Raw genomic sequence first — 23793 nt, 5'->3', positions numbered from 1 at the left:
AGGGGAGATCATGACTACCGAGTCCAAGGCGTTCACACCGATCGACCTGCCCGTGCTGCCGCTCGACGACGAGGTCGTCCTGCCCGGCATGGTGGTGCCGCTGGACCTGTCCGACACCGAGGTGCGCGCCGCCGTCGAGGCCGCGCAGGCCGCCGCCCGTCCCGGCGGCGGGAAGCCCGAGGTGCTGCTGGTCCCGCGGATCGACGGGACGTACACGGGGACCGGTGTCCTGGGGACCGTCGAGCAGGTCGGACGCCTGAGCGACGGGGACCCGGGGGCGCTCATCCGGGCCCGTGACCGGGTCCGGATCGGGGCCGGGACCAGTGGGCCGGGGCGGGCGCTGTGGGTCGAGGGGACCGTGCTCGACGTCGTCGTGCCCGAGCCGCTGCCCGGCTCCGCCGCCGAGCTCGTCAAGGAGTACAAGGCGCTCGCCACCAGCTGGCTGAAGAAGCGCGGCGCCTGGCAGGTCGTGGACCGGGTCCAGCAGATCGACGACATCTCCGCGCTCGCCGACAACTCCGGATACTCGCCGTTCGTCACCACCGGGCAGAAGGTGCAGCTCCTGGAGACCGTGGACCCGGTCACGCGGCTGAAGCTCGCCACCCAGTGGCTGAGCGAGCACCTCGCCGAGCAGGATGTCGCCGAGTCCATCGCCAAGGACGTCCAGGAGGGCGTGGACAAGCAGCAGCGCGAGTTCCTGCTGCGCCGCCAGCTGGACGCCGTACGCAAGGAGCTCTCCGAGCTCAACGGCGACCCGGAGGACGAGTCCGACGACTACCGGGCCCGCGTCGAGGCCGCCGATCTGCCCGAGCACGTCCGGACGGCCGCGCTCAAGGAGGTCGAGAAGCTGGAGCGGTCCAGCGACCAGTCTCCTGAGGGGTCGTGGATCCGCACCTGGCTGGACACCGTCCTCGAACTGCCGTGGACCGAGCGGACCGAGGACGCCTACGACATCCGCGGCGCCCAGGAGGTCCTGGACGCCGAGCACGCCGGTCTCGCCGATGTGAAGGAGCGGATCACCGAGTACCTCGCGGTGCGCAAGCGGCGTGCCGACCGGGGGCTGGGGGTCGTCGGCGGGCGTCGCGGCGGTGCCGTGCTCGCCCTGGTGGGCCCGCCCGGCGTCGGCAAGACCTCGCTCGGGGAGTCCGTCGCGCACGCAATGGGCCGTAAGTTCGTCCGCGTCGCGCTCGGCGGTGTCCGGGACGAGGCGGAGATCCGGGGCCACCGGCGTACGTACGTGGGCGCGCTCCCCGGACGGATCGTGCGGGCGATCAAGGAGGCCGGTTCGATGAACCCGGTCGTCCTGCTCGACGAGATCGACAAGGTCGGCTCCGACTTCCGGGGCGACCCCGCCGCCGCCCTCCTCGAAGTCCTCGACCCCGCGCAGAACCACACCTTCCGCGACCACTACCTGGAGGTCGAGCTCGACCTCAGCGACGTCGTCTTCCTGGCCACCGCCAACGTCCTCGAAGCCATCCCCGAGGCCCTGCTCGACCGTATGGAGCTGGTCCGGCTGGACGGCTACACCGAGGACGAGAAAGTCGTCATCGCCCGGGACCACCTGCTCCCGCGCCAGCTGGAGCGAGCGGGTCTGGAGACGGACGAGGTCACCTTGGAGGAGTCGGCGCTGCGCAAGCTGGCCGGCGAGTACACCCGCGAGGCGGGCGTACGGAATCTGGAGCGGGCCGTCGCCCGGCTGCTCCGCAAGGTCGCGGCCCAGCACGAACTGGGCGACCGCGAGCTGCCGTTCACGGTGACCGACGCGGACCTGCGCGGCCTGATCGGGCGCCCGCACCACGTGCCCGAGTCCGCCCAGGACCCGGCCGAGCGCCGCACCGCGGTGCCGGGCGTGGCCACCGGACTCGCGGTGACCGGGGCGGGCGGTGACGTCCTCTTCGTCGAGGCGTCGCTCGCCGACCCGGAGACCGGCGCGTCCGGACTGACCCTGACCGGTCAGCTCGGGGACGTCATGAAGGAGTCGGCGCAGATCGCGCTGAGCTTCCTGCGGTCGCACGGCGCGGAGCTGGAGCTGCCGGTCGCGGACCTCAAGGACCGGGGCGTGCACATCCACTTCCCGGCCGGTGCGGTCCCGAAGGACGGCCCGAGCGCGGGCATCACGCTCACGACCGCGCTGGCCTCGCTGCTCTCCGGACGCCTCGTCCGTACGGATGTGGCGATGACCGGTGAGGTGTCGCTGACCGGACGGGTACTGCCGATCGGCGGCCTGAAGCAGAAGCTGCTGGCCGCCCACCGCGCCGGCATCACCACCGTGGTGATCCCCCAGCGCAACGAGGCCGACCTGGACGACGTCCCGGCCGAGGTGCTGGAGAAGCTGGACGTCCACCCGGTCACCGACGTCCGCCAGGTGCTGGAGATCGCCCTTGCCCCGGCCTCGGCCCCGGCGGAAAGGATCCCGGCCGCGGCCTGACCGCCACGCAGTGACGGGCGCGGTATCAGGTACGTGGCCGGTACGGACGGCCCGCTTCCCGAGTCAACGGGGGCGGGCCGTTCCGCATGCACCGCAGCACGGTGCTCAGGGGCGGTAGATCGTGCCCGGCTCCGGCACCGCCGGGGCCATCAGCTCAGGGACGGTCACGAAGATGTAGCCGTCCTTCTGGAGCGCGTCGATGATCCCCGGCACGGCGGGCACGGTGCCCTGGTAGATGTCGTGCAGCAGGATGATGCCGTCCTTGCTCGCCTGGTCCACGATCCGCTTCGTGATCAGCGCCGAGTCGTTCGTCGAGTAGTCCTTGGCGGTGGCGCTCCACAACACCTGGGAGAGCCCCAGCTCCTTGCTGATCCCGGAGACCTCGTCGTCCGTGCGGCCCTGCGGCGGGCGCATCAGCCGGGGCTTCTTCCCCGTCACCTTCTCGATCGCCACCTGGGTCTTCTCCAGCTCGGCCCGTATCGCGTCCGGCTCCTCGTCGGTGAGGATCTTGTGCGTCCAGGTGTGGTTGGCCACCTCGTGGCCTTCGTCCTGGATGCGCCGCACGGTGTCCGGGTGCTTGAGGACGTGGTGCTTGCCCAGCAGGAAGAAGGTCGCGTGGACCTTCTTCGCCTTCAGGATGTCCAGCAGCTCCGGGGTGTCCTTGCCCGGCCCCGCGTCGAACGTGAGGGCGATGCACTTCGCCTTGCGGCAGTCCGCCCGCCCGAAGGAGCCCTTGGCGTCGGACGCCGCGTCCTGCCGTGCCGAGGCCGGAGCCGTCGTCTCCATCGAGCATCCACTGAGCGCCAGTGTGAGCGTCGTCACCAGCGCGGCGGCCAACCCGCCGCCGAACAGGGTCATCTTCTTCGACACGGCACACCACTCCTCTGCGCGGAAATCTCCGCACAGGTGTGCGGTACGCCGAGGACTATACATAGTGCGTATACATCGGGTGCATAGTGGGGTGCGGGGCGGCGCGAAGCCCCGGTGACCTGCGAAGAGGTGACCGGGGCCGGTTCAGGTGGGGGTCAGCCGTTGGCCAGTGCCTGTACGCGGTCGAGCGCGCCGTTGAAGCGGTTGTGGTCGCCGACCGTGGGGCCGGTCGAGGTGTACTGCCACATCGTGTGGACGGGCCAGCCGGCCGGCAGCTCGCCGACCGTCGTGTTGTACCGGGCCACCCAGAGCGGGTTGACGGCGCCGAAGCTCGCGTTGTTGCCGGTGCAGTCCTTCCACCAGCTGGTCGCGGTGTAGATGACCGCGTCCCGGCCGGTGCGTGCCCGGTAGGTGGTGGTGAAGTCCCGGATCCAGTTGACCATCGCGGCCTGGCTGAGGCCGTAGCACTGGGCGCCGTACGGGTTCCACTCGATGTCGAGCACCCCCGGCAGGGTCCGGCCGTCCCGGGACCAGCCGCCGCCGTTGTCCACGAAGTAGTTCGCCTGCGCGGCGCCGCTCGCCGTGTTCGGGGTGGCGAAGTGGTACGCGCCACGGATCATGCCGACGTTGTACGAGCCGTTGTACTGCTGCGCGAAGTAGGGGTTCCTGTAGTACGTCCCCTCGGTGGCCTTCACGTAGGCCCACTTCACGCCGCTGTTCCACAAGGTCTGCCAGGCCACGTTTCCCTGGTGGCTGCTGACGTCCACGCCCTCGGTCTGGACGACCCGGGGATCGCGGGGCAGCCCGCCCTGGCCGTCGTGCTCGATGACGCCCTGGCCCATCCTGGCGGTGCCGCGGGCGGGCGGGGCGTCGGCGGTGTCCGGGCCGGCCGCGGTGGCGCCGCCCGGCAGGGTGAGGAGGAGGGTGAGTGCGGCCAGGAGGGTTCCGCCGACGGTGAGGCGCGAGCGGCGGGAGGTGCCGGATCTGCGGGAGGTGCCGGATCTGTGACGGTGCAGGGGCATGGGTGTGCCTCCGGGATGTGGTGGTGGATGCCCACAGTCGTGGCGTGCTCATGTCATACGTACGATCCGGTGACGACGCTACGCACGTAGACCCGGAGTACGGAAGAGGGCCTGGCCGCCGCCGTTGGTCTACGCCTGCGAAATACTGGCCCAGCTGCGGCGTTGACCGGCCGTGGAAGAAACTTTCATCGGCAGGAAACCGTACGAGGGGTGCTGACGTGCACGGGAGCGAGAGCGCGCGGGAGCCGGGCGCGACTGCCGGGACTGGTGTGGACCACGAATTCCTGGCGCTGGAGCGCGAGCTGGCGGTCTTCCTGCGCCGCGCCCGGGCCAGTTCGGGCGAGATGGCCCGCGAGGTCCACCCCGAACTGGAGCCCGCCGCCTACGGCTTGCTCGTCCGCCTGGAGTCGGCCGGCCGGCAGCGGGCCACCGAGCTGGCCGCCTACTTCGGCGTCGGCAAGGCCACCATGAGCCGTCAGCTGCGGGCCCTGGAGGACCTCGGCCTGGTCGCCCGCGAACCCGACCCGGCCGACGGCCGCGCCTGGCTCGTCCGGCTCACCGACGAGGGCCTCGCCCGTTTCCGCAGCGTCCGCGACGCCCGGCGCGGGCAGTACGTCCGCAAGCTGGCCGACTGGGACCGGGCCGAGGTAGCGGAGCTGGCCCGGCTGCTGCACCAGCTGAACACCCGCGCGGAGGAGTGACGTCCGGCCCGCCGCCCCCGGCCCTACAGCTCCACGAACACCGCCGTCGCGTCGTCGTGCGTCTTGCTCCGCCGCAGCCGTACGCGCCCGGCGGCCGCGTCGGCCCCCTCCAGCTCCCGTACCCGGTCGATCAGCCCCCGGGGCCCCGCCTTGCGCACCAGCTCCAGCAGGGCCGCCCAGTCGCCCTCGCGGAACACCTCCGCCCACCGGCTCGCCCCGTCCGTCAGCGCGGCCAGCGAGCGGACCTGGTCCGCCGGGACGGTGCCGGTCACCGCACGTGCGGCCACCGCGGGGTCGGCGGCGGCGGTGAAGAAGCCGCCCTCCTTGTTGCGCAGCCGGCCGTCGACCGTCGCCGCCGAGGCCAGCGAGCCCGGCGGCAGGCGGTCGAGCCGGTCGTCGAGGACCGCCCGGACCGCCCCGTCCGCTCCCTCCAGCAGGAGCGCCGCATCGGAGAGCACCAGGTACTCGATCGCGTGTTCGCCCCAACGCGCCAGGGCCACGGTCGCCTGAGGCGTCCGTACGTGAGAAAGGTCACAGGTCGACCGGTGGGCGTCGGCGGTGCGCCGGATGGACTCCGACAGGATCTCGGCCAGGTCCATATCTCGCCGTGAACCCGACAGTTCCACCAGTGCGCCGCCCAGCCGGGCGGTGAACCAGGGGACGGAGTGCACACAACCGTCATCCCCCTCCGGCGGCGTGACACCGTCCAGCACCACCACCACTCCCCCCTGGCCGGACGCGGGGACGGCGGCCGATGCCCAGTCCTCGTTGGGGCGTTCGGGATCGCCGGGGACGGTGACGAGTTCGCAGCGCATGACGCCAGTCTGCACGAGGTCTTCACGGACCCCGCACGGGAGCGGTTTCCGGCCGTACCAGCAGGTCAACGCGGGCCCCGCGCGCGGAGGGCGCGGCTCCGGGGGAGTGCGGGCGGGCATCCTGCCAAAGGCGGCGCCGAAGTTCCACCCCGCGCCCTATGCATGGTCAGGGGCGCCTCTGGGGAGACTTGTTCGCCAACTCAAGAGTGATGTTCACTCGTTCGAGTGGCGGAGCGGTTGATGCGCGCCCCCCTCTCAAAAGCGCTGGAATGGTCAGAAGCCATACCAGGAGCGGGGCGTCCCTCTACGTGACCGAGCGTCACCTCTGCTTCAAGGGTGGACGAGTCAAGATTGCGAGCACCGGTGCAGAAGAAGCGGCCGCGGAGCCAGGGCAGCACGCGCGACGGTTCCGGGGCGACGCCTCCGGCTCCGGTCGCCACCAAGCGGACCGTACGGGTACGGAGCCGGCTGGTCGCCGGTGTCGCCGTCGTCGGGGTCATCGTCCTCGCGGCGGGCGCCCCCGCCGCGCTGAGCGCCTCCTCCGATCTGGCCGAGTCCCAGCGGCTCGTGACCCTCTCCGAGCTGAACCAGCGGGCCGTCACCCTGGCGCACTCCCTCGCCGACGAGCGCGACGCCGTCACCGCGTACATCGCGGGCGGCCGCGCCGATGACGGCCAGGCCGGTGCCCAGAGCCGCCTCACCCGCACCACCCGCGTCGACCAGCAGATCGACGAGATCCACGAGCCGGCCCCCGCCGCCCTGCGGCGCGACCTCTCCACCGTGCCCTCGCTGCGCCGGGACGCCCTCACCGGCAAGGGCTCGGCGCTGGAGGCCCACCAGGCTTACTCCGAGGTCATCGCCAAGCTGCACGGCATCGCCGCCGAGCTGGCCGACAAGACCCCGCCGCGCGCCGCCGACGCCACCCGCGCCCCGCTCGCCCTCGGCGGAGCCGTCGAGCAGGCCTCCGCCACCCGCGGGCTCCTCCTCGCCGCCCTCGCCGTCCCGGCCCCGGAGCCCACCGCCCCGCAGATCGACCCCTTCACCGGGCTGCCGGTCGAGGCCGAGGACGACGCGACCAAACGGGCCGACCGCGACCGGGACGAGCTGAGCGCCGCCGCCCAGCAGGCCCGGGTCCGGGAGCTGGCCTCGCTCGCCGAGTTCGACCAGGCGGCCAACCCCGTCGCCCGCGACAAGCTCTCCGCCACCGTCACCGGCCCCGAGGTCAACAGCGCCGAGAAGTACCTCGCCCGCCTCACCGACCGCCCAGAGCTCTCCGAGAGCGAGCGCACCACCAACGCCAAGAAGCTGGAGTCCGCGCTCTCCGCCCGGGTCGACCGGATGCGCGGCGTCGAGTCCGCCCTCGCCACCACCCAGGTCCAGCGCCTGGAAGGGTTCCGCGACGACGACGTCACCGCCCTCGAACTGAGCATCGCCCTGCTCGGCGGCTGCTTCCTGCTCGCCGTCGGCGTCTCCACCGCCGTCGCCCGCACCCTCACCCAGCCGCTCGCCGTCCTGCGCATCGGCGCCGCCCGCCTCGCGGACGAGCCCGCGACCGCCGAACCGGTCCGCTACACCGGCCGCAACGACGAGTTCGCCCAGGTCGTCCGGTCGATGAACACCCTGCACGCCAAGCTCACCGGCCTCCAGCAGGAGTTCACCGGCCGCTTCGAGAACCTCAACGCCGAGCGCGCCGAACTGATCGCGGGCCGCGAGGCCCTCACCCTCCAGCGCGCCGAACTCCAGGTCCAGGCAGCCGAGCTCGCCACCCAGCTGGAGCGGCTGAAGAACACCGTCCACCACACCTTCGTCAACCTCTCGCTGCGCAACCTCGGCCTCGTGGAGCGCCAGCTCGGCGTCATCGAGAGCCTGGAGGAGCGCGAGCAGGACCCGGAGCGCCTCGCCACCCTGTTCAAGCTGGACCACATGGCCACGGTCATGCGCCGGCACAGCGAGAACATGCTCGTCCTCGCGGGCGCCGAGCACGGCCACGGCCACGCGGGCCCGATCCCGCTGGTCGACGTGGCCCGCGCGGCCGTCAGCGAGATCGAGCGGTACGAGCGGGTCACCATCCAGTCCCTGCCGCCGCACGCCCAGATCGCCGGGTTCGCCGCCGACGACCTCAGCCACCTCCTGGCCGAACTCCTGGAGAACGCCACCTCCTTCTCCCCGCCGGACTCCCATGTCGAGCTCTCCGGCTGGCTGCTGGAGACCGGCGAGGTGATGCTCTCCGTGCAGGACGAGGGCATCGGCATGTCGAGCGTCCGGATGGGCGAGCTCAATGCGAGGCTGGCCGACCCGGCCTCCTTCGAGGTGGGGGAGCAGAACGCCGACGGGGCCGGACTCGGCCTCCAGGTCACCTCGTTGCTGGCCGCCCGGCACGGTGTGCGGGTCCAGCTGCGCGAGCAGAAGGGGAGTGGAGTGACGGCCGTCGTCGTCCTGCCGCAGACCCTGCTGCCCAACACCCTCCCCGCCTCCCCGCCGCCCGCCGTGCAGCTGCCCGGCGAGGCGCCGACGCTCAACCTGCCGGGCTCGGTGGCCGAGGCCAACTCCAACGCCCTGCCGAGCCGTACGCCGATCCTGCCGCCGGTGACCGCCGAGCCGACGCCGCCCGCGTCCGGGGCGCCTGCCGATGGGGCTTCCGAGGCGGAGTCCGGGGCGGGGGTGGCCTCCGAGCCGGTGGCCGAGGTGCCCGGCGCGACGACCGAGCCCGAGCCCGCTGTCGAGCCCGAGCCCGCTGTGGAGCCTGATCAGGCGTCCGCCACCGAGCCCGCCGCCGAACCCATCGCTGAACCCATCGTTGAACCCGCCGCCGAGCCCGCCGCCGAGCCCGCCGTCGACCCGATGATCGCCGCCGCCGAGCGCGCGATCCACGAGGCAGACGCGCAGGAGCCGGCACCCGCCGAGTCGGACTCCGAGGTCACGATGCAGGTCCGGCTGCCGGTGCCCCCGGCATCCCCGGCATCCCCGGCTGCGACCCCCGAGACCCCGCAGCCCTCCGACCCGTACGCCATCGGCCCCGACCGTCACGAGCGGCCGGCCGAGAGCGCCCCGGGCGGCCAGGACCCGGACGGGCCCGAGTTCCGCCCCGCCCCCCGGGCCGAGGCCGTAGCCGACACCGTGCCCGCCCCCCGGCGGCCGCAGGCCGAGCGGGTCACCGACAAGGGGCTGCCCAAGCGCACCCCCAAGGTGGTCCGGCCCGAGGGCGCCCCCACCACCACCGGACGCACCGGCAGCCTCGACAAGGACGACCTGCGCCGCAGGCTCGGCAGCTTCCACCAGGCGGCGAAGGAGGGCCGGCGCGATGTCGAGGCCGAGATCGCCGAGTCCACCGGCTCCGTCGCCCTCGCCGACCACGAGGGCGTAGCCACCGGCCGTACCGGGCACGAGACCACCACCGCACCCGTCACGGGCACCGCACACGACACAGGGACGACCGAGCAGACCGGCGGCCGCACGGACCGCCGGAACGGAGAGACGGGGGACACAGTCGAGGAGGCACGCAGTTGACTGCGCCCAGCACGTTCGGGCTGAGTACCGAAGCCCGGAACCTTCACTGGTTGCTGAGCAATCTCGTGGAGGAGGTGCCAGGGGTCCACTCGGTCACCGTCGTCTCGTCCGACGGGCTGATGCTGCTCTCCTCCGACCCCGGCCATCACCGGGCGAAGGAGGCGGGACCGTCGGACGGCCCCAGGGGCTCCAGCGCCGACCTGGCCACCATCGTCTCCGGCATCGGCTCGCTGACCGTCGGAGCCGCGAAGCTGATGGACGGCGGCGGCGTCAAACAGACGATGGTCGCCATGGACGAGGGCAGCGTCTTCGTCATGTCGATCAGCGACGGCTCCCTCCTCGGCGTCCACGCCACCCCTGACTGCGACATGAGCGTCGTCGCGTACCACATGGCCCTCTTCGTCGGCCGGGCCGGACACGTCCTCACCCCCGAACTCCGCAGCGAGCTGCGCACATCGATGGAGAGCGCCCAGTGACGACCGCCGCAGCCGAGCCCTCCCCCCGCCTCCCCGTCCGCGGCGCCGACAAGCGCCCGGCCAGGGTCCGCCCGTACTCCCTCACCGGAGGCCGCACCCGGTTCGGGCACGTCCTGCTCGTCGAGACGTTCGTCGCCGCCCTCGAAGCACCCGAGGAGCGCCGCGAGCTGACCAACGGCAACCTGGCCTCGCGCGTCATGCCGGAGCTCCAGGCCATCGTCGAAATCTGCCGCCGGATGCGTACGGTCGCGGAGATCTCGGCCCTGTTGAAGATGCCGCTCGGAGTCGTCCGGGTGCTGCTCAGCGACTTGGCCGACCAGGGAAAGATCCGCGTGTACGGAACCGGTCACGGCACCGGCCAGCCCGACCGCGCACTGCTCGAAAGGGTGCTCAATGGACTCCGCCGTCTCTGAGGCGCCGCTCTTCGCCCCGCGCCAGCCGGGGCCCCGGGACCAGGCGTCAGGCCCCCAGGGCCGGCCGTCACGGCCCCAGGACCAGGCCGAGGAATCCCTCCAGGCCTGGCAGCTCGACCACACCCGCGCCCCCACCGCGACCAAGATCGTGGTGGCGGGCGGCTTCGGCGTGGGCAAGACGACGTTCGTCGGCTCGGTCTCCGAGATCACGCCGCTGAAGACCGAAGCGCTGATGACCCAGGCGAGCGAGGAGACCGACGACCTCTCCGCGACGCCCGAGAAGACCACCACGACGGTGGCCATGGACTTCGGCCGGCTCACCCTGGACGACGACCTCGTGCTGTACGTCTTCGGCACGCCCGGCCAGCAGCGCTTCTGGTTCATGTGGGACGACCTGGTGCGCGGGGCGATCGGCGCGGTGGTCCTCGCCGACACCCGGCGCCTGGAGGACTGCTTCCCGGCGCTCGACTACTTCGAGAGCTGCGGACTGCCCTACATCGTGGCGGTCAACCACTTCGAGGGGACGCCCGGTTACGAGGCGGAGGACGTCAGGGAGGCCCTGACCGTACCGCCGCAGGTGCCCATAGTGATCATGGACGCACGTAACAGGATCACGGTCGTCGAGTCACTGCTGGCCCTGGTGGGCCATGCTCTCGACGTCACGCCTGCCTGACGCCTCGAATCAGAAACGACGGAGCACGGAGAGCCGCGATGCGGAAGATACTCATAGTCGGAGCCGGCCAGTCCGGACTCCAGCTGGCCCTGGGCCTCCAGTCCAAGGGTTACGAAGTCACCCTGATGTCCAACCGCACCGCCGACGAGATCCGCACCGGCCGGGTCATGTCGACGCAGTGCATGTTCCACACCGCGCTCCAGCACGAGCGGGACTACCAGCTGAACTTCTGGGAGTCCCAGGCCCCGAAGATCGAGGGCCTCGGTGTCTCCGTCGCGGCCCCGGACTCCTCCCGCGCGATCGACTGGGTCGGCAAGCTGGACGGGTACGCCCAGTCCGTCGACCAGCGGGTGAAGATGGCCGGCTGGATGGAGACCTTCGCCCAGCGCGGCGGGCAGCTCGTGATCCACGGGGCGGCCGTCTCCGACCTGGACTACTTCTCGCGTACGTACGACCTCGTGATGGTCTCGGCGGGCAAGGGCGAGCTGGTCTCCATGTTCGGCCGGGACGCGGCGCGTTCGCCGTTCGACGCCCCGCAGCGCGCGCTGGCCGTCGCGTACGTCCACGGGATGGGGCCGCGCCCGGAGCACCCGGAGTTCGACGCGGTCCGCTGCAACCTGGTGCCGGGCGTCGGCGAGCTGTTCGTGATGCCGACCCTGACCACCTCCGGCCGCGCCGACATCCTCTTCTGGGAGGGCATCCCGGGCGGCCCGCTCGACGCGTTCCAGGGCATCAAGGACCCCTCCGAGCACCTGGCGAAGACGCTGGAGCTGATGGAGAAGTTCACGCCGTGGGAGTACGCCCGCGCCACCAAGGTCGAGCTGACCGACGCCAACGGCACCCTCGCCGGCCGGTACGCCCCCACGGTCCGCAAGCCGATCGGCCAGCTCCCCGGCGGCGGCCTGGTCCTCGGCGTCGCGGACGTCGTCGTGGCCAACGACCCGATCACCGGCCAGGGCTCCAACTCGGCCTCCAAGTGCGCGAACGCGTACCTGGACTCGATCCTGGCCCACGGCGACAAGGAGTTCGACGCGGCGTGGATGCAGTCCACGTTCGACCGCTACTGGGAGACCGCCCAGCACGTCACGAAGTGGACCAACGCGATGCTCGGCGTCCCGCCGGAGCACGTCCTGAACCTGATCGGCGCCGCCGGCCAGCTCCAGCCCGTCGCGGACCGCTTCGCCAACGGGTTCAACGACCCGGCGGACTTCGACAACTTCTTCTTCGAGCCGGAGAAGACGAACGCGTACCTGGCCTCGGTCTCCGGAACCTGACTTTCCGCCGTCCTGGTGGCCGTCGCTTCGGCCACCAGGACTACTCCGGCGCCCGGTCCACGCCGTACCCCGTGTCCGAGCCGTCGCGGGCGCCCTCGGGGAGGGCCGGGCGGGTGTACGTGGACAGGGGCGTGCCCGCGGGGTCGGGGCGGACGGCGCCCAGCAGCGGGTTGGACGCCACGGGGGAGACCTTCACCTTGGTGCCGGGGCGGGGGGCCTGCACCACCAGGCCGTCGCCGATGTACAGCGCCACATGCGTCGCCTTCGGGAAGTAGATCACCAGGTCGCCGGGGCGCAGTGAGGAGACCGGCACCTTCGGGAGCTGCTTCCACTGCTCCTGCGAGGTGCGGGGGATCGGGCGGCCCGCCGCCGCCCAGGCCTGGGAGGTCAGGCCGGAGCAGTCGAAGGAGCCGGGGCCCTCGGCGCCCCAGACGTACGGCTTGCCGATCTGCTCGATCGCGTACGTGATGGCGTCACCGCCCTGCCGGGTCGGCGGCCGGGTGGAGCTGAGCGCGCCGGAGGCGACCAGTTCGCGCTGGGCCGCCTCCACGCCCCGCTGTTCGAGCCCGGCCAGCTGGGCCAGCTGCTCGGCGGAGAGCGTGGCCAGCAGCGTCTCCACCTCCTTCAGCTTGCCGCGCACGGTGTCGCGCTGCTTTTTTTGCCGCGCGGCCAGCTTCTTCTGCTCGTCGACCGCCTTGCGGGAGGCCGCGGCCAGGGCGTCGGCGCGGCGGGCGTCGGCGGTCAGCCGTTCCACCGTCGCCGCGCGGCCCGCCGCCACCCGCTCGACGACGTGGCTCTGGTCCAGGGCGCGCAGCGGGTCCCGGGCCAGCAGCAGCTGGAGGTAGGCGGAGAACTCGGTGCGCCCCTGGTACTGCTCCCGGGCCAGCCGCCCGGCGTCCCCCCGGCTGAGCTCCAGCGCGGCCCGGGCCTTCGCCAGCTCCGCGTTCACCTTCTTCGCCTGGGCGGTCCGCTGCTTCAGCTTCTCGGCGGTGGCGTTGTAGGTCTCGCTCGCCTCCTCGGCCGCCTGGTAGCGGGTCTGGAGGTCGCGGAGGAGTGTCGTGACGCTCTTGGGGGCCCCGGCTTCGGGGGCGGCCAGCGCTGTTTCCGCGTCGACCTCTGCCGCGTCCGTCTCCGGCTCGTCCGTCTCCGGTGCGTCTTCTGGTGGTACGGATTCCTCCGACGGTACGGGGTCCGGCTCGGCCGGGGCGGCGGTGGCGGGGGCGACCGCGAGGGCCGTGGCGAGTGCGGTCGCGCAGACCGCGCGCAGGAGCCTGCCTGACACGACATCACCTCCGTGACGGAGGGACGGGACCCGGAAGATGCGGGCTCGTCCACAAGTGAGCGAGCTAATCCGATTAATCCGGTCATCCGGGGTCAGGTGATGCAAGCACCGCAGGGCGCGCCGTCCGGGGGATGCCCCGGACGGCGGAATCAGCGTGGTCGCCTCAGGCTCAAGCCACCGGGAAGGCGTAGAAGGCCCGGTCCCGCTGGACGATGATGTGCGCGCCGACGGCCAGGGTCCGGTACGGGGCGCTCACCGTCGCCCCCTTCGGTTCGGCCGCCCCGATGTCCTGGAACTTCCACAGCCGCTCCCCGTCGGCCGCCGAGAACGCCGTGACCTGGGTGGCGTCGGAGGCGAGCAGGGTCTTTCCGCTGCCGCTCAGGGTGAGGGCGGGCGCGCTTCCGATGCCCGGCACCTCCGTCGAGCGCCGCCAGACCAGGCGCCCGCTCTCCCGTTCCACCGCGCCGACCTGCCGGCTGCGCTCGGTGGTGTGGAGGACGGGACCGGCCACGAGCGGGGTGCCGAAGGCCGAGCCCTCCGTGCCCTCGACCCGCCACAGCGGCTTGCCGGTGTCCGCCTCGAACGACTGGAGGTGGACGCCGGCCCCCGCGTACAGGACCCCGTCCTCGTCACCCGTGACGGCCGCCTCGGGGCCGGCCGTGCCGTACTGCTTGGTCCACCGCAGCTTGCCGGTCTGCTGGTCGAAGGAGCGGATGGAGCCCTTCCCCTTGGCCGCCTTGACCTCGGCCGCCGTCAGGGTGACCGCGTCCTGCCGGACGAGCAGATCGGCCGAGCGTTCCGCGACGACCCGGTAGAGGGGCGTGCCGGGGGCGCGGCCCGCCGGTACCTGCGTACGCCAGACCTCGGCGCGCCGGACGATGTCGTACGCGAAGAAGTACGCCTGGACGACCCGCTTGTCCGCCGCCTTCTTCTTGCCCTTCTTCGGCTTGGGGGCCTTCACGGTGACCGTGCGCGAGCCGGTGAACCAGATCACCGTCCCGGAGTGGCCCGCCAGCCGTCCCACCTGAAGGTCCGGCAGGTCGGTGAAGCCGTCCGCGTACCGCACGCGGTGCACGACCGTGCCGTCCTTCGGCGCGAGCCAGAGGAACTCCGTCGGACTCGCCACGAAACACAGGTCACCGGCGACCACCGCCGCCTGGCCCTTGGCGGCGTCCGCGCGCTGCCAGACCCGCTTGCCGGTGCTCACGTCGACGGCGCTCGCCTGGCTCTCGCTGGTCACCACCAGCAGCCGGTCCCGCCAGAGCGCGGTGGTCAGCGGGGCGGACTCGGAGGCCGGGTGGGAGTAGCTCCAGCGCGGCTCGGGGGGCTGGCCGGGGAGCGTACGGCGCGGCTTGGGGGCCGGGGGCTTGGCGTCCGTGGCGGCCGCGGTCTCCCCGCCGCCGATCGCGGCGACCGCGCCGCCGCCCACGACGAGCCCGCCGACCGCCGCCGCGGCGATGGCGATCAGGGTCCGGCGGCTGGTGGCGGAGCCCTCCGGAGGGGCGGGCGCGGGCGGGAGAGGCAGCGCCACCATGGGGCCGGTGCTGTTGCTGTTGCCGGTGTTGCCTGGGGCTGTGGTCGCGGAGGGCGGGAGTGCCGCTGCCGGGTAGGGGGCGGGGCTGCCGTAGGTGTGGTGGTGGGCCGGTGCCGGGAGGGGGGCGGGGGCGGTGCCCGGGGCCGGGGGCAGGCCTGGGGGGAGGGCTAGGTGGGTGGTGGCGCGGTCGGACTGGGGCGGCTTGGGGCCGGTGTTGAGGAAGCGGGTGGTGCCCCGGTCCTCGCCGATGTTCCCTGTGTCCCCGGTGTTGGTGGCGGTGCCGGGGGCTGTGTTGGTGGTGCTGGTGCCGGGGGCCTCGTCGGTGGTGGACACGGTGGCCCTCGGGTCGGTCGGGGGCTGCGTGGCCGGTGCGTCCTCCGGCGCTTCGGCCGCCGCGCCCGGCACCGCGTCCGCAGGCACCGCGTCCTCCGGCTCCCCGGCGGGATCGGCGGTCCCGGTCGCCTCGGCCTCCTCCGGCGCCTCCAGCGCGCGCACCCGCGCCTCCTGGTCCGCGACCGCCGCCGCGAGCCGCTCGGGGAGCCAGCCGCCCCGGGCCAGGCCCGCCGCGCCCTCCAGGGCCAGTTCGGCGGCGACCGTGCCGGCGGTGGGCCGCTCGGCCGGGTCCTTCGCCAGGCAGCCCGCGATCAGCTCGCGCAACTCCTCCGGTACGGCGTCCAGTTCGGGGTCGGCCTCGGCGATCCGGCGGGCGGCCTCCTCGGGCGGGCCCTCCGTGAACGGGGTCGTCCCCGTGGCCGCGTACGCCAGCAGCAGCCCCAGCACGAACAGGTCGGACGGAGCGCCGACCTCCCTGCCCGCCACCTGCTCCGGCGTCAGGTAGCCCAGCCGGACCGAGAGCTGCCCGCCCGGCCGCGCCTCGGCCGCCGCTGCCGCGCCCAGCGGGCCGAACGCGGTGAGCCGGGGCCCGTCCTCGGCCAGCAGCACCGTGCCCGGGGCGAGCCCCTGGAGCACCGAGCCGCCCGCGTGGACCCGGGAGAGGATCTCGGCGATGCCCGCGCCCAGTATCCGCAGGGCGCGCTCCGGCAGCGGACCCGCGACGGCGACCGCATCGGCCAGCGGCAGGGCGGGGACGTACTCCGTCGCGGTGTGAAGGAGTTCGGGGTCGTCGGCCTCGCCGGTCTCCAGCGGCGGCGTCACCCAGCCGCCCGCGAGACGTTCGGCGGTGCGGGCCTCGGCCTGGAAGCGGCGCCGGAACGCCGGTACCGCGGCGAGCGCGGGGCGGGCGGCGGTGATCACGGCGAGCTCGCCGGTGCCGGTGTCCCGCGCCACGTACTGCACGGCGCTCGCGGCTTCCTGGAAGCGGGCCAGCACGGTGAAGCGACCGAAACGGCGTGGATCTTCCCTACGCAGCGCCTCCATGGCGCACCCCCCTTGTGACGGTCCTCCGGCGCCCGAGTGACCCGTCCCTCGGCACCTGACCGTCGATCTTAGGGCCTGCGCCTGGGGGAGCGGGCGTTCAGGGCTTGGACCAGGGCCACTTGATGGTGGGGCGCTTACGGCCGCCGGGAGCGTACTCGTACACCCAGCCGCGCTGGAGGCCGAGCCGCTTGGTGTAGCCGGCCGGGACGCGCTCGTACGCGTACACGGTGGGCGGGGAGCCGTCGGGGGAGGGCACGGGGACCTCGTACCACTTCGGCGGGTGGCCGGTCGGGCCGACCAGGACGGGCAGCACCCGGCCGTCCAGGGGGCCGCCGCGGAAAGGGGTGTTCTCGCTCTTCACCCGGTCAGTCTGCCGCAGTGGCGTGCGGCAGCAGGTGTGCCGCCTCGGCGACGACCGGGATGACCAGCTCCGCCAGCCGTCCGGCCGGGCCGTCCGGGGTCTCCAGGGCGAGCAGGTCGCGTACCACCGCCGCGGTCTCCTCGTCGGTGGCGGCCGTCGCGGCGAGCAGCGCGATGAGATGGTCGACCAGCCAGCCGCGCAGCTCGGCCGCCGGAGGCTGCTTGCCCTCGTCCAGCCAGATCAGCGACGCCGCCTCCACGGCCGCGATCCAGCTGCGGACCATCATCCGGAGCCTCGGCCCGGCGCCCCGCTCCCCGGCGGAGCCGATCCGGCCCAGGTGGCTGAGGATCTCCTCGGCCGCCGCCCGCCGGACGCCGTCCACGATGGTCGTCGTACGGGAGGTCTCCACGACGCTGCCGCCGCGCAGCAGGGCGCTGAAGCCGGTGTCGTGCTCGTCGACGAAGCGGAGGTAGCGGTCCAGGACGCGGGCGACCCGCTCGGTCGGCGGGCCCACCGGCGGCTCGGTGAAGCAGAGCTTCAGCTCGTCGGCGGCAGACCCGAGCGCGGCCTCGTACAACTGCTGCCGGCCGCCCGGGAAGTAGCGGTAGACCAGCGGCCGGGAGACCCCGGCCGCCACCGCCACCTCGTCCAGCGAGACCTCGTCGGGGGCCCGGTGGGCGAAGAGGCCGAGCGCCGCGACCAGGAGCTGGGCACGGCGCTCCTCGACACTGAGCCTGCGGTACGCGCGGGGCGGCGGCGGGGCTGCGGCGGTGGACGTCATGGACCCGAGCCTAAAGCCTCCGGTGCGCACGGCCTCAGGCCAGCAGCCCTGAACTGCGCCACAACCTGCGGCTGACGCCGTTCAGCAGCCCGATGTCGTCGAAGAAGTCCGTCAGCCGCCGGGACCCGGTCTGCATGACCTCCCTGCGGTGGCCGCTCGCCTTCACCTGGGCGACGGCCTCCCGGCGGTCCAGGCCGACGTTCTCGTACACCTGCGGGTTGACGAAGCAGACGGAGAAGACGCGGGCCGCCTCGCCGCAGCTGACCTTGGTGAGTTCGCGCTCCCAGCGTGGGGCGGTCACCATCTGACGGCGCAGCTCCTCCCGGGCGTACCGGACGTGCCGCGCTTCCTCGATGACATGGATCCGGGTCACGCCGCGCACCAGGGTCTGCACCCGGTCGTCCGGGAAGGTGAGCCGCTGCATCCAGTCGAGGATCTCCTCGCCGAGCAGGGTCGCGGCGAACGAACCGGGCGTGGTGGAGACGGTCTTCAGGACCCGGGCCAGGTTGTGGTACACGCGCGGCACCTCGTACGTCGGGGCGCCGCCCCAGTCGATCATGCGGCCGAACATCATCGAGTGCCGGCACTCGTCGGCTATCTCCGTGAGGGCGTAGCGGACGTGGTTGCTGGTCACGGGCTTGTCGTAGACGTGCCGGACCAGCAGTTGCATGAGGATGATCTCGAACCAGATGCCGAGCGAGGCGAGGGCCGCTCCCTCGTGCCGGGAGAGGTCGAGGCGCTGCTCCTCGGACATCCGGTGCCACATCGGGGTGTCGTAGAGCGAGAGCAGCTCCGGCGGCCAGAACCACTTGCCCTCCTCGACGGCCGTCTCCCAGTCGAGTTCGGTGTCCGGGTCGAAGGAGTGCTTGGCCGAGGATTCGAGCAGGCGCGCGGCGATCTGCTCACGGTCGCGGAGCGGGCCGAGGGCGTCACGGAGCACGGTCACATCGCGAGCGGTCGCGGACATTTCTGTCGGCACGGTCGGCACGGTCGTCATGGCGGGAGCACCTCACACAGGCGTTGCCGGAAACGGGAGTTGCCGGCGGTCACTCCTTATGAGACTGCTCGTCAGCAAGGCCGTCAATCCCTTGCGCACGACTCCGTGCGACTTGTTGACCCGCCGTCTACCAACGTGTGAACCTGCGAGGGGAGGCGGTCGGCGTACGCGCCCAACTGCTCCTGGTGTCACAGAACTTGTCAGGAGTTGCCAAGCCAGTCGAGCCAGTCGAACCAGTCGAGGCGAAGGAGCCGTCCGTGTCCACTCATGACCTCTACACCACCCCGCCGTCCGAACCGCTCTGGCAGGTCCCCGCCACCGGAGCGGCCCGGTTCAGCTGGGACTACGACGACGGCCGCGAACGCCTCCTCGCCCTCTACCAGAAGGGCAAGGACAAGCAGTGGGACGGCAACAAGCGCATCGACTGGTCGCTGGAGGTCGACCCCACCGACCCGCTCGGCACCCCCGACGAGGCGCTCACGCTGTACGGCACCCCGCACTGGGCGAAGATGACGGAGAAGGACCGGGGCGAGCTGCGCAAGCACTACACCTCCTGGCAGTTCAGCCAGTTCCTCCACGGCGAGCAGGGAGCGATGGTCTGCGCGGCCAGGATCGTGGAGTCCGTCCCCGACCTGGACGCCAAGTTCTACTCCGCCACCCAGACCATGGACGAGGCCCGGCACGCGGAGATCTACGGCCGCTTCCTCCACGAGAAGATCGGCATGCTCTACCCGGTCAACGACAACCTCCAGGGGCTGCTCGGCGACACCCTGCGCGACTCCCGCTGGGACATGCCGTATCTCGGGATGCAGGTCCTCATCGAAGGCCTGGCGCTCGCCGCCTTCGGGATGATCCGCGACACCACCACCAAGCCGCTGCCCAAGCAGATCCTCGCGTACGTCATGCAGGACGAGGCCCGGCATGTCGCCTTCGGGCGGATGGCGCTGCGCGACTACTACAAGCAGCTGAGCGACGCCGAACTGCGCGAGCGCGAGGAGTTCGTCATCGAGGGCTGCTACCTGATGCGCGACCGGCTCAGCGGGGTCGAGGTCCTGGAGAACTTCGGCATCGGCAAGCAGGAGGCGAAGGACCTCTCGGAGCACTCCGAGTTCCTCCAGCTCTTCCGCAAGCTGCTGTTCAGCCGGATCGTGCCGTGCGTCAAGGACATCGGCCTGTGGGGTCCGCGGCTCCAGAAGGCGTACGTCGACATGGGCGTCCTCGAACTCGGTGACTCGAACCTGGACCTGCTGATGTCCCAGGACGAGGAGATAGCCGAGGAGCTGGACCGCGAACGCTTCGCCGCCGAGGAGGAGGCCCGGGTGGCGGAGGTGGCGGAGGCGATCGGGGAGGGGCTTGGGGAGGGGAAGGAGGCTGCCTGAGGGCTCCGTCCACCCGGGCGCTCCGTCAGCCCTGCCGGACCGAGACGGCTTCGTAGACCACGGCCGAACTCGTCGCCGGGCCCCGGCAGGTCAGTTGGCGCTGCGGTGTGCGCCGGGCCCGTACGTCTACGTCGATCGCGATTTCGACCCCTGCCTCAGCCCCGGCCTCTTCGTCGGCAGCGGCCGGGCCGGGCGGGCGGCCCGTGACGCGGATCCGCCAGCCGTCGTCGTCGCGGAACGTCCGGGCGACCGCGTAGTCGTGCCGGCCCGCCGGGCCGAAGCGGTCGAGTACGGCCGCGACGGCGGCCTGCTGCGGCGGGAACAGGTCGGTGTACCCGCGCAGGTGCTCGGCGCGGATACGGCCGGCCAGGTGCTCCTCGACCACCGTCACGGCCGATCCGGCATCGAGGTTCCCGTAGTAGACGCCGTCGGGCACGACGACGACGTTGGCGGCGAACCGGTCACCGCCCACATGCGTGCACTCCCACACGAGGTCCGGCCGGCGCTCGCTCAGGGCGCGTGCCACGGGCCGCCCGCGCACGGCACAGCAGGCGTCGTGGAGACCGTGGGCGCAGACGAGGACGACGGGACGGCCGCCGGGCTCCCCGGGCGTGCGCAGGGCCTCGACGATCTGCGCCAGGTCCTCGTCACGCCCCCAGGTGCCCCAGTGCTGGCGGTGGGCGCCGGTGGCGTCGTAGCGCAGGACGGCCCAGCGCGGGGGGCCCTGGGGCACGCTGCGGCCGTGGCGCCGCACCAGGAGTACGCGGGCCCGCGCCGCTCGGGCGGCGGCGAACACGAGCGCCTTGGTCCCGGGCTCCAGGTCGAGGCCGTCGAACCCGTCGGCCGGCCAGCCGCCCCGGTACTCGATCAGCACCCAGGCGGTGCCGTGCGGTGCCGTGCCGACGATCGAGTCTCCGCGCGTCCGGGCGGCGTCCGCGCAGAAGAACCGTCCCGTCGTGGTCACCGCGGTGCGGTCACTCTCCGGCATGGTCACCGCGGCCCGGTCACTCTCCGGCGGGCACGAGCACGCCCGCGCGCAGCAGCCGTCCGACGAGCGCGACGCCGAGCTCACCGGCGGCGCGGGCCTCACCGTCGAGCAGCCGGGACACGGACGGCAGGTCGGCCCCGGAGAAGTCGAGCCACCCGACGCGCGTGGTCAGCCGCGAGCCCTCCAGACGCGCCTCCAGCGCCGCGCGGAGCCGTACGGGCGTGTCCGGACCGAGGCCGTCGACGGCGGCGAGCTGGGCCAGCGGCCCCAGCGGTGCGGGGCGGCCCTGCCCGCGCCGGGCCCGGTGGAAGAGCGGGGCGGAGTCGGCCTCGGCGACGGCGGCGAGGAGCCGTTCGCGGACCATGCCGAGCTCGCCGTCCGGTCCGTCCACCCCCACCGGCAGGGTGCTCCGCATCCAGGGGTCGTCGCGCAGTGCGGCGAGGGCCGCCTGTGCGAGCTGCTCGGCCAGCGCGTACCGCGTCCAGGTGTGGATCCCCAGCGTCAGGTGGACGGAGACCCCGCCCTGCGCCTCGGCGGCGTGCAGCCAGCCCCGGGGCAGATAGAGGACGTCGCCGGGCTCCAGCACGGTATCGAGGTGGGCGGCGCCCCGCGCGGCCTCGGCGACGGCGGAGCGGTGGTCGGTCCAGGGCTGGTCGCGCAGCGGATCAGGGTGTACGGGCTCGTGGACGAGCCAGCGCTTCGTTCCCCCGATCTGTACGACGAACACGTCGTGTACGTCGTAATGGGCGTCGAACCCCCGGCTCTGCGGCGGGGTGACATAGGCGTTGGCCTGCACCGGATGCCCCAGCTCCGCGCTCAGCCGGGCACCGAACTCGCCCACCGGCCCCCAGGTGCGCTGGAGCGCCTGGAGCACGAGCGTGGCGCCGTCGGCGAACGCCCGCCACAGCGCCGTGTCGTCGAGCTGGTCGGCGATGGTGGCGCCGACCCCGGCCGACGAGGTGAACGTCGACTCGGGAAGGGTGGAACCGTCCTTGGCGACGCGGAGGAAGGGCGTACGCAGGCCGCGACGCGAGATCAGCTCATCCACGGCGTCCGTGGAGAACAGGTCGGAGAAATCGCTCGCGCGACGGGTGAGCAGCGGCTTCCGGGCCCAGACGTCACGGGCGAACTCTTCCGCGCTCAGGCCGGTCAGACGTGTCAGACGTGTCTCCAGGACGTCGGCGCCCGATGCGGCGCCGACGTCCTGGAGCGTGGTTCGGGACGTGCTCAAGAGCGGCTGCCGGACTGGCCCGCTCCGCCGTCCGCTCCGCCGTCCGCGCCACCGTCGTGGACGCCCGGGGTGCCGGCCGCTCCGCCGTCGGCCGGACCTTCGGCTCCGCCGTCCGCGCCACCGTCGGCTCCGCCGTCGTGGACGCCCGGGGTGCCGGCCGCTCCGCCGTCGGCCGGACCTTCGGCTCCGCCGTCCGCGCCACCGTCGGCTCCGCCGTCGTGGACGCCCGGGGTGCCGGCCGCTCCGCCGTCGGCCGGACCTTCGGCTCCGCCGTCCGCACCTCCGTCGGCTCCGCCGTCATGGACGCCGGGGGAGCCGGCCGCGCCGCCGTCCGCGGGGCCCTCCTGCTGGTTCGGGTCCTGCTCGGGGTTGGCCATAATTCCTCCTCTGAGCAAAAGACTGAGACCGGGCTCCGTGGGCGAAGCCCGTAATCACCGTATCGCCGCCGGGCGGAAGCAACGATTCGAGCGCGGGAATGCGTGGGAACGGGGTGAAGGGACCGGCATTCACAGCCGACCAGCCATTGGGCAGCCGTTTACCCGCCACTGACCAGCGGAAAGTTCCGTAGAAGGCATTCGCCACATGGGCGTCGTCCGGGAAAGGGCCGGTGCGCAGTGTGAGGGATTTCCGGCGGGCTCGCACATCGTGATCGTCGTCGATATTCGATGTACGCCGACGGTTTCCGGGGGCACGATGCCGGTATGACGACGAACCCGTCCTCCGCCCCCGCCACCGCCGCCGGACGCGCGGCCGCCCGCCGCAGCCTCGAAGCGCTTGCGCTCGGCGACGCGTTCGGGGAGCGCTGGTTCCCCCTCTTCCGGGAACGCCAGCAGGCCGCGAACGAGATCCGGGCCCGGCGCACCCCGCAGGAGCCCCTCTGGCACTGGACCGACGACACGGCCCTGGCGCTCGCCCTGCACCGCTCCCTCGACGAGCGCGGACTCGTCGACCAGGACCACCTGGCCCTCTGCTACGCCCTCGCCTTCGACGCCGACCAGGCCCGCGGCTACGGGCACGGCATGCACCTCCTGCTGCCCCAGCTCCTCGTCGCCCCGGCCGACTGGCGCACCCTGGCCCCCGGGCTCTTCGACGGCGGCAGCCTCGGCAACGGTGCGGCGATGCGGGTCGCCCCGCTCGGTGCCCGCTTCCACGAGGACCTGGACCGGGTCGTGGAGCAGGCCGCCCTCTCCGCCGCCGTCACCCACGCCCACCCGGACGGGATCGCGGGCGCGGTGGCGGTGGCCGTGGCGGCGGCGCTGTCGGTGCGGGGCGAGTTGACGCTGGAGGCCGTCGCGGACCGGACGCCCGAGGGGCCGGTACGGGAGGGAGTACGGCGGGCCGCGGGGACCCCGTTCACCACAAAACCGTGGCGGGCCGCGGACCTCCTCGGCAACGGACAGCGCATCCGGGCCGACGACACCGTGCCCTTCGCGCTGTGGACCGCGGCCCGCCACCCGGGCGACCTGGAGGCGGCGCTCTGGGCGACGGCCGAGGGGTTCGGGGACGTGGACACCACCTGTGCCATCACCGGCGGGGTGGTCGGGGCGGCGACCGGGACGGCCGGGGCGCCGGAGGAATGGCTGCGCAGGCGCGAGCCGTTGGGGTGAGTCGTTGGGATGAGCCGGGGTGCGGGGGAGCCGCCGGGCGTCCGGCCGGCGGGGGGATTGTCCCGGCCCGGTACCGA

At 72.8% G+C, this 23793-nt stretch carries 20 protein-coding genes; 9 read left to right on the top strand and 11 right to left on the bottom strand.

What is annotated here, in order from left to right; genetic code table 11:
- Positions 1–10: 10 nt before the first annotated feature.
- Positions 11–2428, top strand: a complete 2418-nt coding sequence (lon, locus tag R2B67_RS10055) for an endopeptidase La (RefSeq protein ID WP_317817375.1) — start codon at positions 11–13, stop codon at positions 2426–2428.
- A gap of 105 nt (positions 2429–2533) precedes the next feature.
- On the opposite strand, the gene R2B67_RS10050 is transcribed toward lon, so the two are convergent.
- Together R2B67_RS10050 and R2B67_RS10045 are read right to left on the bottom strand one after the other, a co-directional pair.
- Positions 2534–3286: a polysaccharide deacetylase family protein gene (locus tag R2B67_RS10050; protein WP_381074811.1), complete on the bottom strand. Its 753-nt coding sequence runs from the start codon at positions 3284–3286 to the stop codon at positions 2534–2536.
- A 167-nt stretch (positions 3287–3453) separates the two neighbouring features.
- Positions 3454–4320, bottom strand: coding sequence for a lysozyme (locus R2B67_RS10045; RefSeq protein WP_317817373.1), 867 nt, complete (start codon positions 4318–4320; stop codon positions 3454–3456).
- A gap of 218 nt (positions 4321–4538) precedes the next feature.
- On the opposite strand from R2B67_RS10045, the gene R2B67_RS10040 reads away from it, so the two are divergent.
- Positions 4539–5021 carry a MarR family winged helix-turn-helix transcriptional regulator gene (locus R2B67_RS10040; protein ID WP_026241087.1) on the top strand — a complete coding sequence of 161 codons (483 nt, stop codon included), beginning with the start codon at positions 4539–4541 and terminating at the stop codon, positions 5019–5021.
- Positions 5022–5044: 23 nt separating this feature from the next.
- On the opposite strand, the gene R2B67_RS10035 is transcribed toward R2B67_RS10040, so the two are convergent.
- Positions 5045–5836 (bottom strand): protein phosphatase 2C domain-containing protein, encoded by a 792-nt coding sequence (locus tag R2B67_RS10035; protein WP_317817372.1) that lies wholly within the window; start codon positions 5834–5836, stop codon positions 5045–5047.
- Positions 5837–6199: 363 nt separating this feature from the next.
- On the opposite strand from R2B67_RS10035, the gene R2B67_RS10030 reads away from it, so the two are divergent.
- The 5 genes from R2B67_RS10030 to R2B67_RS10010 are packed head-to-tail and all read left to right on the top strand — an operon-like array spanning position 6200 to position 12179.
- On the top strand, positions 6200–9343 hold the full coding sequence (locus R2B67_RS10030; protein WP_317817371.1) for a sensor histidine kinase: 3144 nt from the start codon (positions 6200–6202) through the stop codon (positions 9341–9343).
- Positions 9340–9819, top strand: coding sequence for a roadblock/LC7 domain-containing protein (locus R2B67_RS10025; protein WP_026241085.1), 480 nt, complete (start codon positions 9340–9342; stop codon positions 9817–9819). The genes R2B67_RS10030 and R2B67_RS10025 overlap by 4 nt, the downstream gene beginning before the upstream one ends.
- Entirely contained in the window at positions 9816–10232 is a 417-nt protein-coding gene (locus R2B67_RS10020; RefSeq protein WP_015611323.1) for a DUF742 domain-containing protein, read from the top strand. Before R2B67_RS10025 ends, R2B67_RS10020 begins: the two co-directional genes overlap by 4 nt.
- Positions 10213–10905, top strand: coding sequence for a GTP-binding protein (locus R2B67_RS10015; RefSeq protein ID WP_317817370.1), 693 nt, complete (start codon positions 10213–10215; stop codon positions 10903–10905). The genes R2B67_RS10020 and R2B67_RS10015 overlap by 20 nt, the downstream gene beginning before the upstream one ends.
- 38 nt (positions 10906–10943) lie before the next feature.
- On the top strand, positions 10944–12179 hold the full coding sequence (locus tag R2B67_RS10010) for a styrene monooxygenase/indole monooxygenase family protein (protein ID WP_317817369.1): 1236 nt from the start codon (positions 10944–10946) through the stop codon (positions 12177–12179).
- 40 nt (positions 12180–12219) lie between these two features.
- Here the strand turns inward: R2B67_RS10010 and R2B67_RS10005 are convergent, their stop codons facing one another.
- The 5 genes from R2B67_RS10005 to R2B67_RS09985 form a co-directional block, all read right to left on the bottom strand.
- The gene (locus tag R2B67_RS10005; protein ID WP_317817368.1) at positions 12220–13461 is read right to left on the bottom strand and encodes a C40 family peptidase; all 1242 of its coding nucleotides are present in this window, start codon (positions 13459–13461) and stop codon (positions 12220–12222) included.
- 169 nt (positions 13462–13630) lie between these two features.
- Positions 13631–16372 carry a BamB-related PQQ repeat family beta-propellar protein gene (locus tag R2B67_RS10000; protein WP_317817367.1) on the bottom strand — a complete coding sequence of 914 codons (2742 nt, stop codon included), beginning with the start codon at positions 16370–16372 and terminating at the stop codon, positions 13631–13633.
- 97 nt (positions 16373–16469) lie between these two features.
- Positions 16470–16733: a DUF8847 domain-containing protein gene (locus tag R2B67_RS09995; RefSeq protein ID WP_018509952.1), complete on the bottom strand. Its 264-nt coding sequence runs from the start codon at positions 16731–16733 to the stop codon at positions 16470–16472.
- A 4-nt stretch (positions 16734–16737) separates the two neighbouring features.
- Entirely contained in the window at positions 16738–17514 is a 777-nt protein-coding gene (locus R2B67_RS09990) for a TetR/AcrR family transcriptional regulator (RefSeq protein ID WP_317817366.1), read from the bottom strand.
- A 34-nt stretch (positions 17515–17548) separates the two neighbouring features.
- Positions 17549–18511 carry an AurF N-oxygenase family protein gene (locus tag R2B67_RS09985; protein ID WP_317817365.1) on the bottom strand — a complete coding sequence of 321 codons (963 nt, stop codon included), beginning with the start codon at positions 18509–18511 and terminating at the stop codon, positions 17549–17551.
- Between the two features lie 257 nt (positions 18512–18768).
- Here R2B67_RS09985 and R2B67_RS09980 point away from each other — a divergent pair, with 257 nt between their 5' ends.
- Positions 18769–19890 carry a ferritin-like domain-containing protein gene (locus R2B67_RS09980; RefSeq protein WP_237327931.1) on the top strand — a complete coding sequence of 374 codons (1122 nt, stop codon included), beginning with the start codon at positions 18769–18771 and terminating at the stop codon, positions 19888–19890.
- A gap of 25 nt (positions 19891–19915) precedes the next feature.
- On the opposite strand, the gene R2B67_RS09975 is transcribed toward R2B67_RS09980, so the two are convergent.
- Genes R2B67_RS09975 through R2B67_RS09965 form a run of 3 tightly spaced genes read right to left on the bottom strand, consistent with a single transcriptional unit; the run spans position 19916 to position 22486 of the window.
- A complete protein-coding gene (locus R2B67_RS09975) occupies positions 19916–20854 on the bottom strand; it encodes a sucrase ferredoxin (RefSeq protein ID WP_317824815.1) in 939 nt (312 codons plus the stop codon).
- Between the two features lie 40 nt (positions 20855–20894).
- Positions 20895–22109, bottom strand: coding sequence for a cupin domain-containing protein (locus tag R2B67_RS09970; RefSeq protein WP_317817364.1), 1215 nt, complete (start codon positions 22107–22109; stop codon positions 20895–20897).
- A complete protein-coding gene (locus R2B67_RS09965; protein WP_317817363.1) occupies positions 22106–22486 on the bottom strand; it encodes a BatC protein in 381 nt (126 codons plus the stop codon). The genes R2B67_RS09970 and R2B67_RS09965 overlap by 4 nt, the downstream gene beginning before the upstream one ends.
- Positions 22487–22810: 324 nt before the next feature.
- Between R2B67_RS09965 and R2B67_RS09960 the strand changes: the two genes are divergently transcribed.
- A complete protein-coding gene (locus tag R2B67_RS09960; RefSeq protein ID WP_317817362.1) occupies positions 22811–23716 on the top strand; it encodes an ADP-ribosylglycohydrolase family protein in 906 nt (301 codons plus the stop codon).
- Positions 23717–23793: the final 77 nt, after the last annotated feature.

Source organism: Streptomyces cyaneofuscatus (assembly GCF_033109485.1).
Taxonomy (GTDB): Bacteria; Actinomycetota; Actinomycetes; order Streptomycetales; family Streptomycetaceae; genus Streptomyces; species Streptomyces cyaneofuscatus.
This window is presented reverse-complemented; position numbering and strand designations above follow the sequence as displayed.

Bases quoted from the DNA above. Each gene is read 5' to 3' on its own strand.
- R2B67_RS10000 (WP_317817367.1), bottom strand. From the start codon at position 16,372: ATGGAGGCGCTGCGTAGGGAAGATCCACGCCGTTTCGGTCGCTTCACC.
- R2B67_RS09985 (WP_317817365.1), bottom strand. From the start codon at position 18,511: ATGACGACCGTGCCGACCGTGCCGACAGAAATGTCCGCGACCGCTCGC.
- R2B67_RS10050 (WP_381074811.1), bottom strand. From the start codon at position 3,286: ATGACCCTGTTCGGCGGCGGGTTGGCCGCCGCGCTGGTGACGACGCTC.
- R2B67_RS10045 (WP_317817373.1), bottom strand. From the start codon at position 4,320: ATGCCCCTGCACCGTCACAGATCCGGCACCTCCCGCAGATCCGGCACC.
- R2B67_RS09960 (WP_317817362.1), top strand. From the start codon at position 22,811: ATGACGACGAACCCGTCCTCCGCCCCCGCCACCGCCGCCGGACGCGCG.
- R2B67_RS09965 (WP_317817363.1), bottom strand. From the start codon at position 22,486: ATGGCCAACCCCGAGCAGGACCCGAACCAGCAGGAGGGCCCCGCGGAC.
- R2B67_RS10015 (WP_317817370.1), top strand. From the start codon at position 10,213: ATGGACTCCGCCGTCTCTGAGGCGCCGCTCTTCGCCCCGCGCCAGCCG.
- lon (WP_317817375.1), top strand. From the start codon at position 11: ATGACTACCGAGTCCAAGGCGTTCACACCGATCGACCTGCCCGTGCTG.
- R2B67_RS10010 (WP_317817369.1), top strand. From the start codon at position 10,944: ATGCGGAAGATACTCATAGTCGGAGCCGGCCAGTCCGGACTCCAGCTG.
- R2B67_RS09990 (WP_317817366.1), bottom strand. From the start codon at position 17,514: ATGACGTCCACCGCCGCAGCCCCGCCGCCGCCCCGCGCGTACCGCAGG.
- R2B67_RS10035 (WP_317817372.1), bottom strand. From the start codon at position 5,836: ATGCGCTGCGAACTCGTCACCGTCCCCGGCGATCCCGAACGCCCCAAC.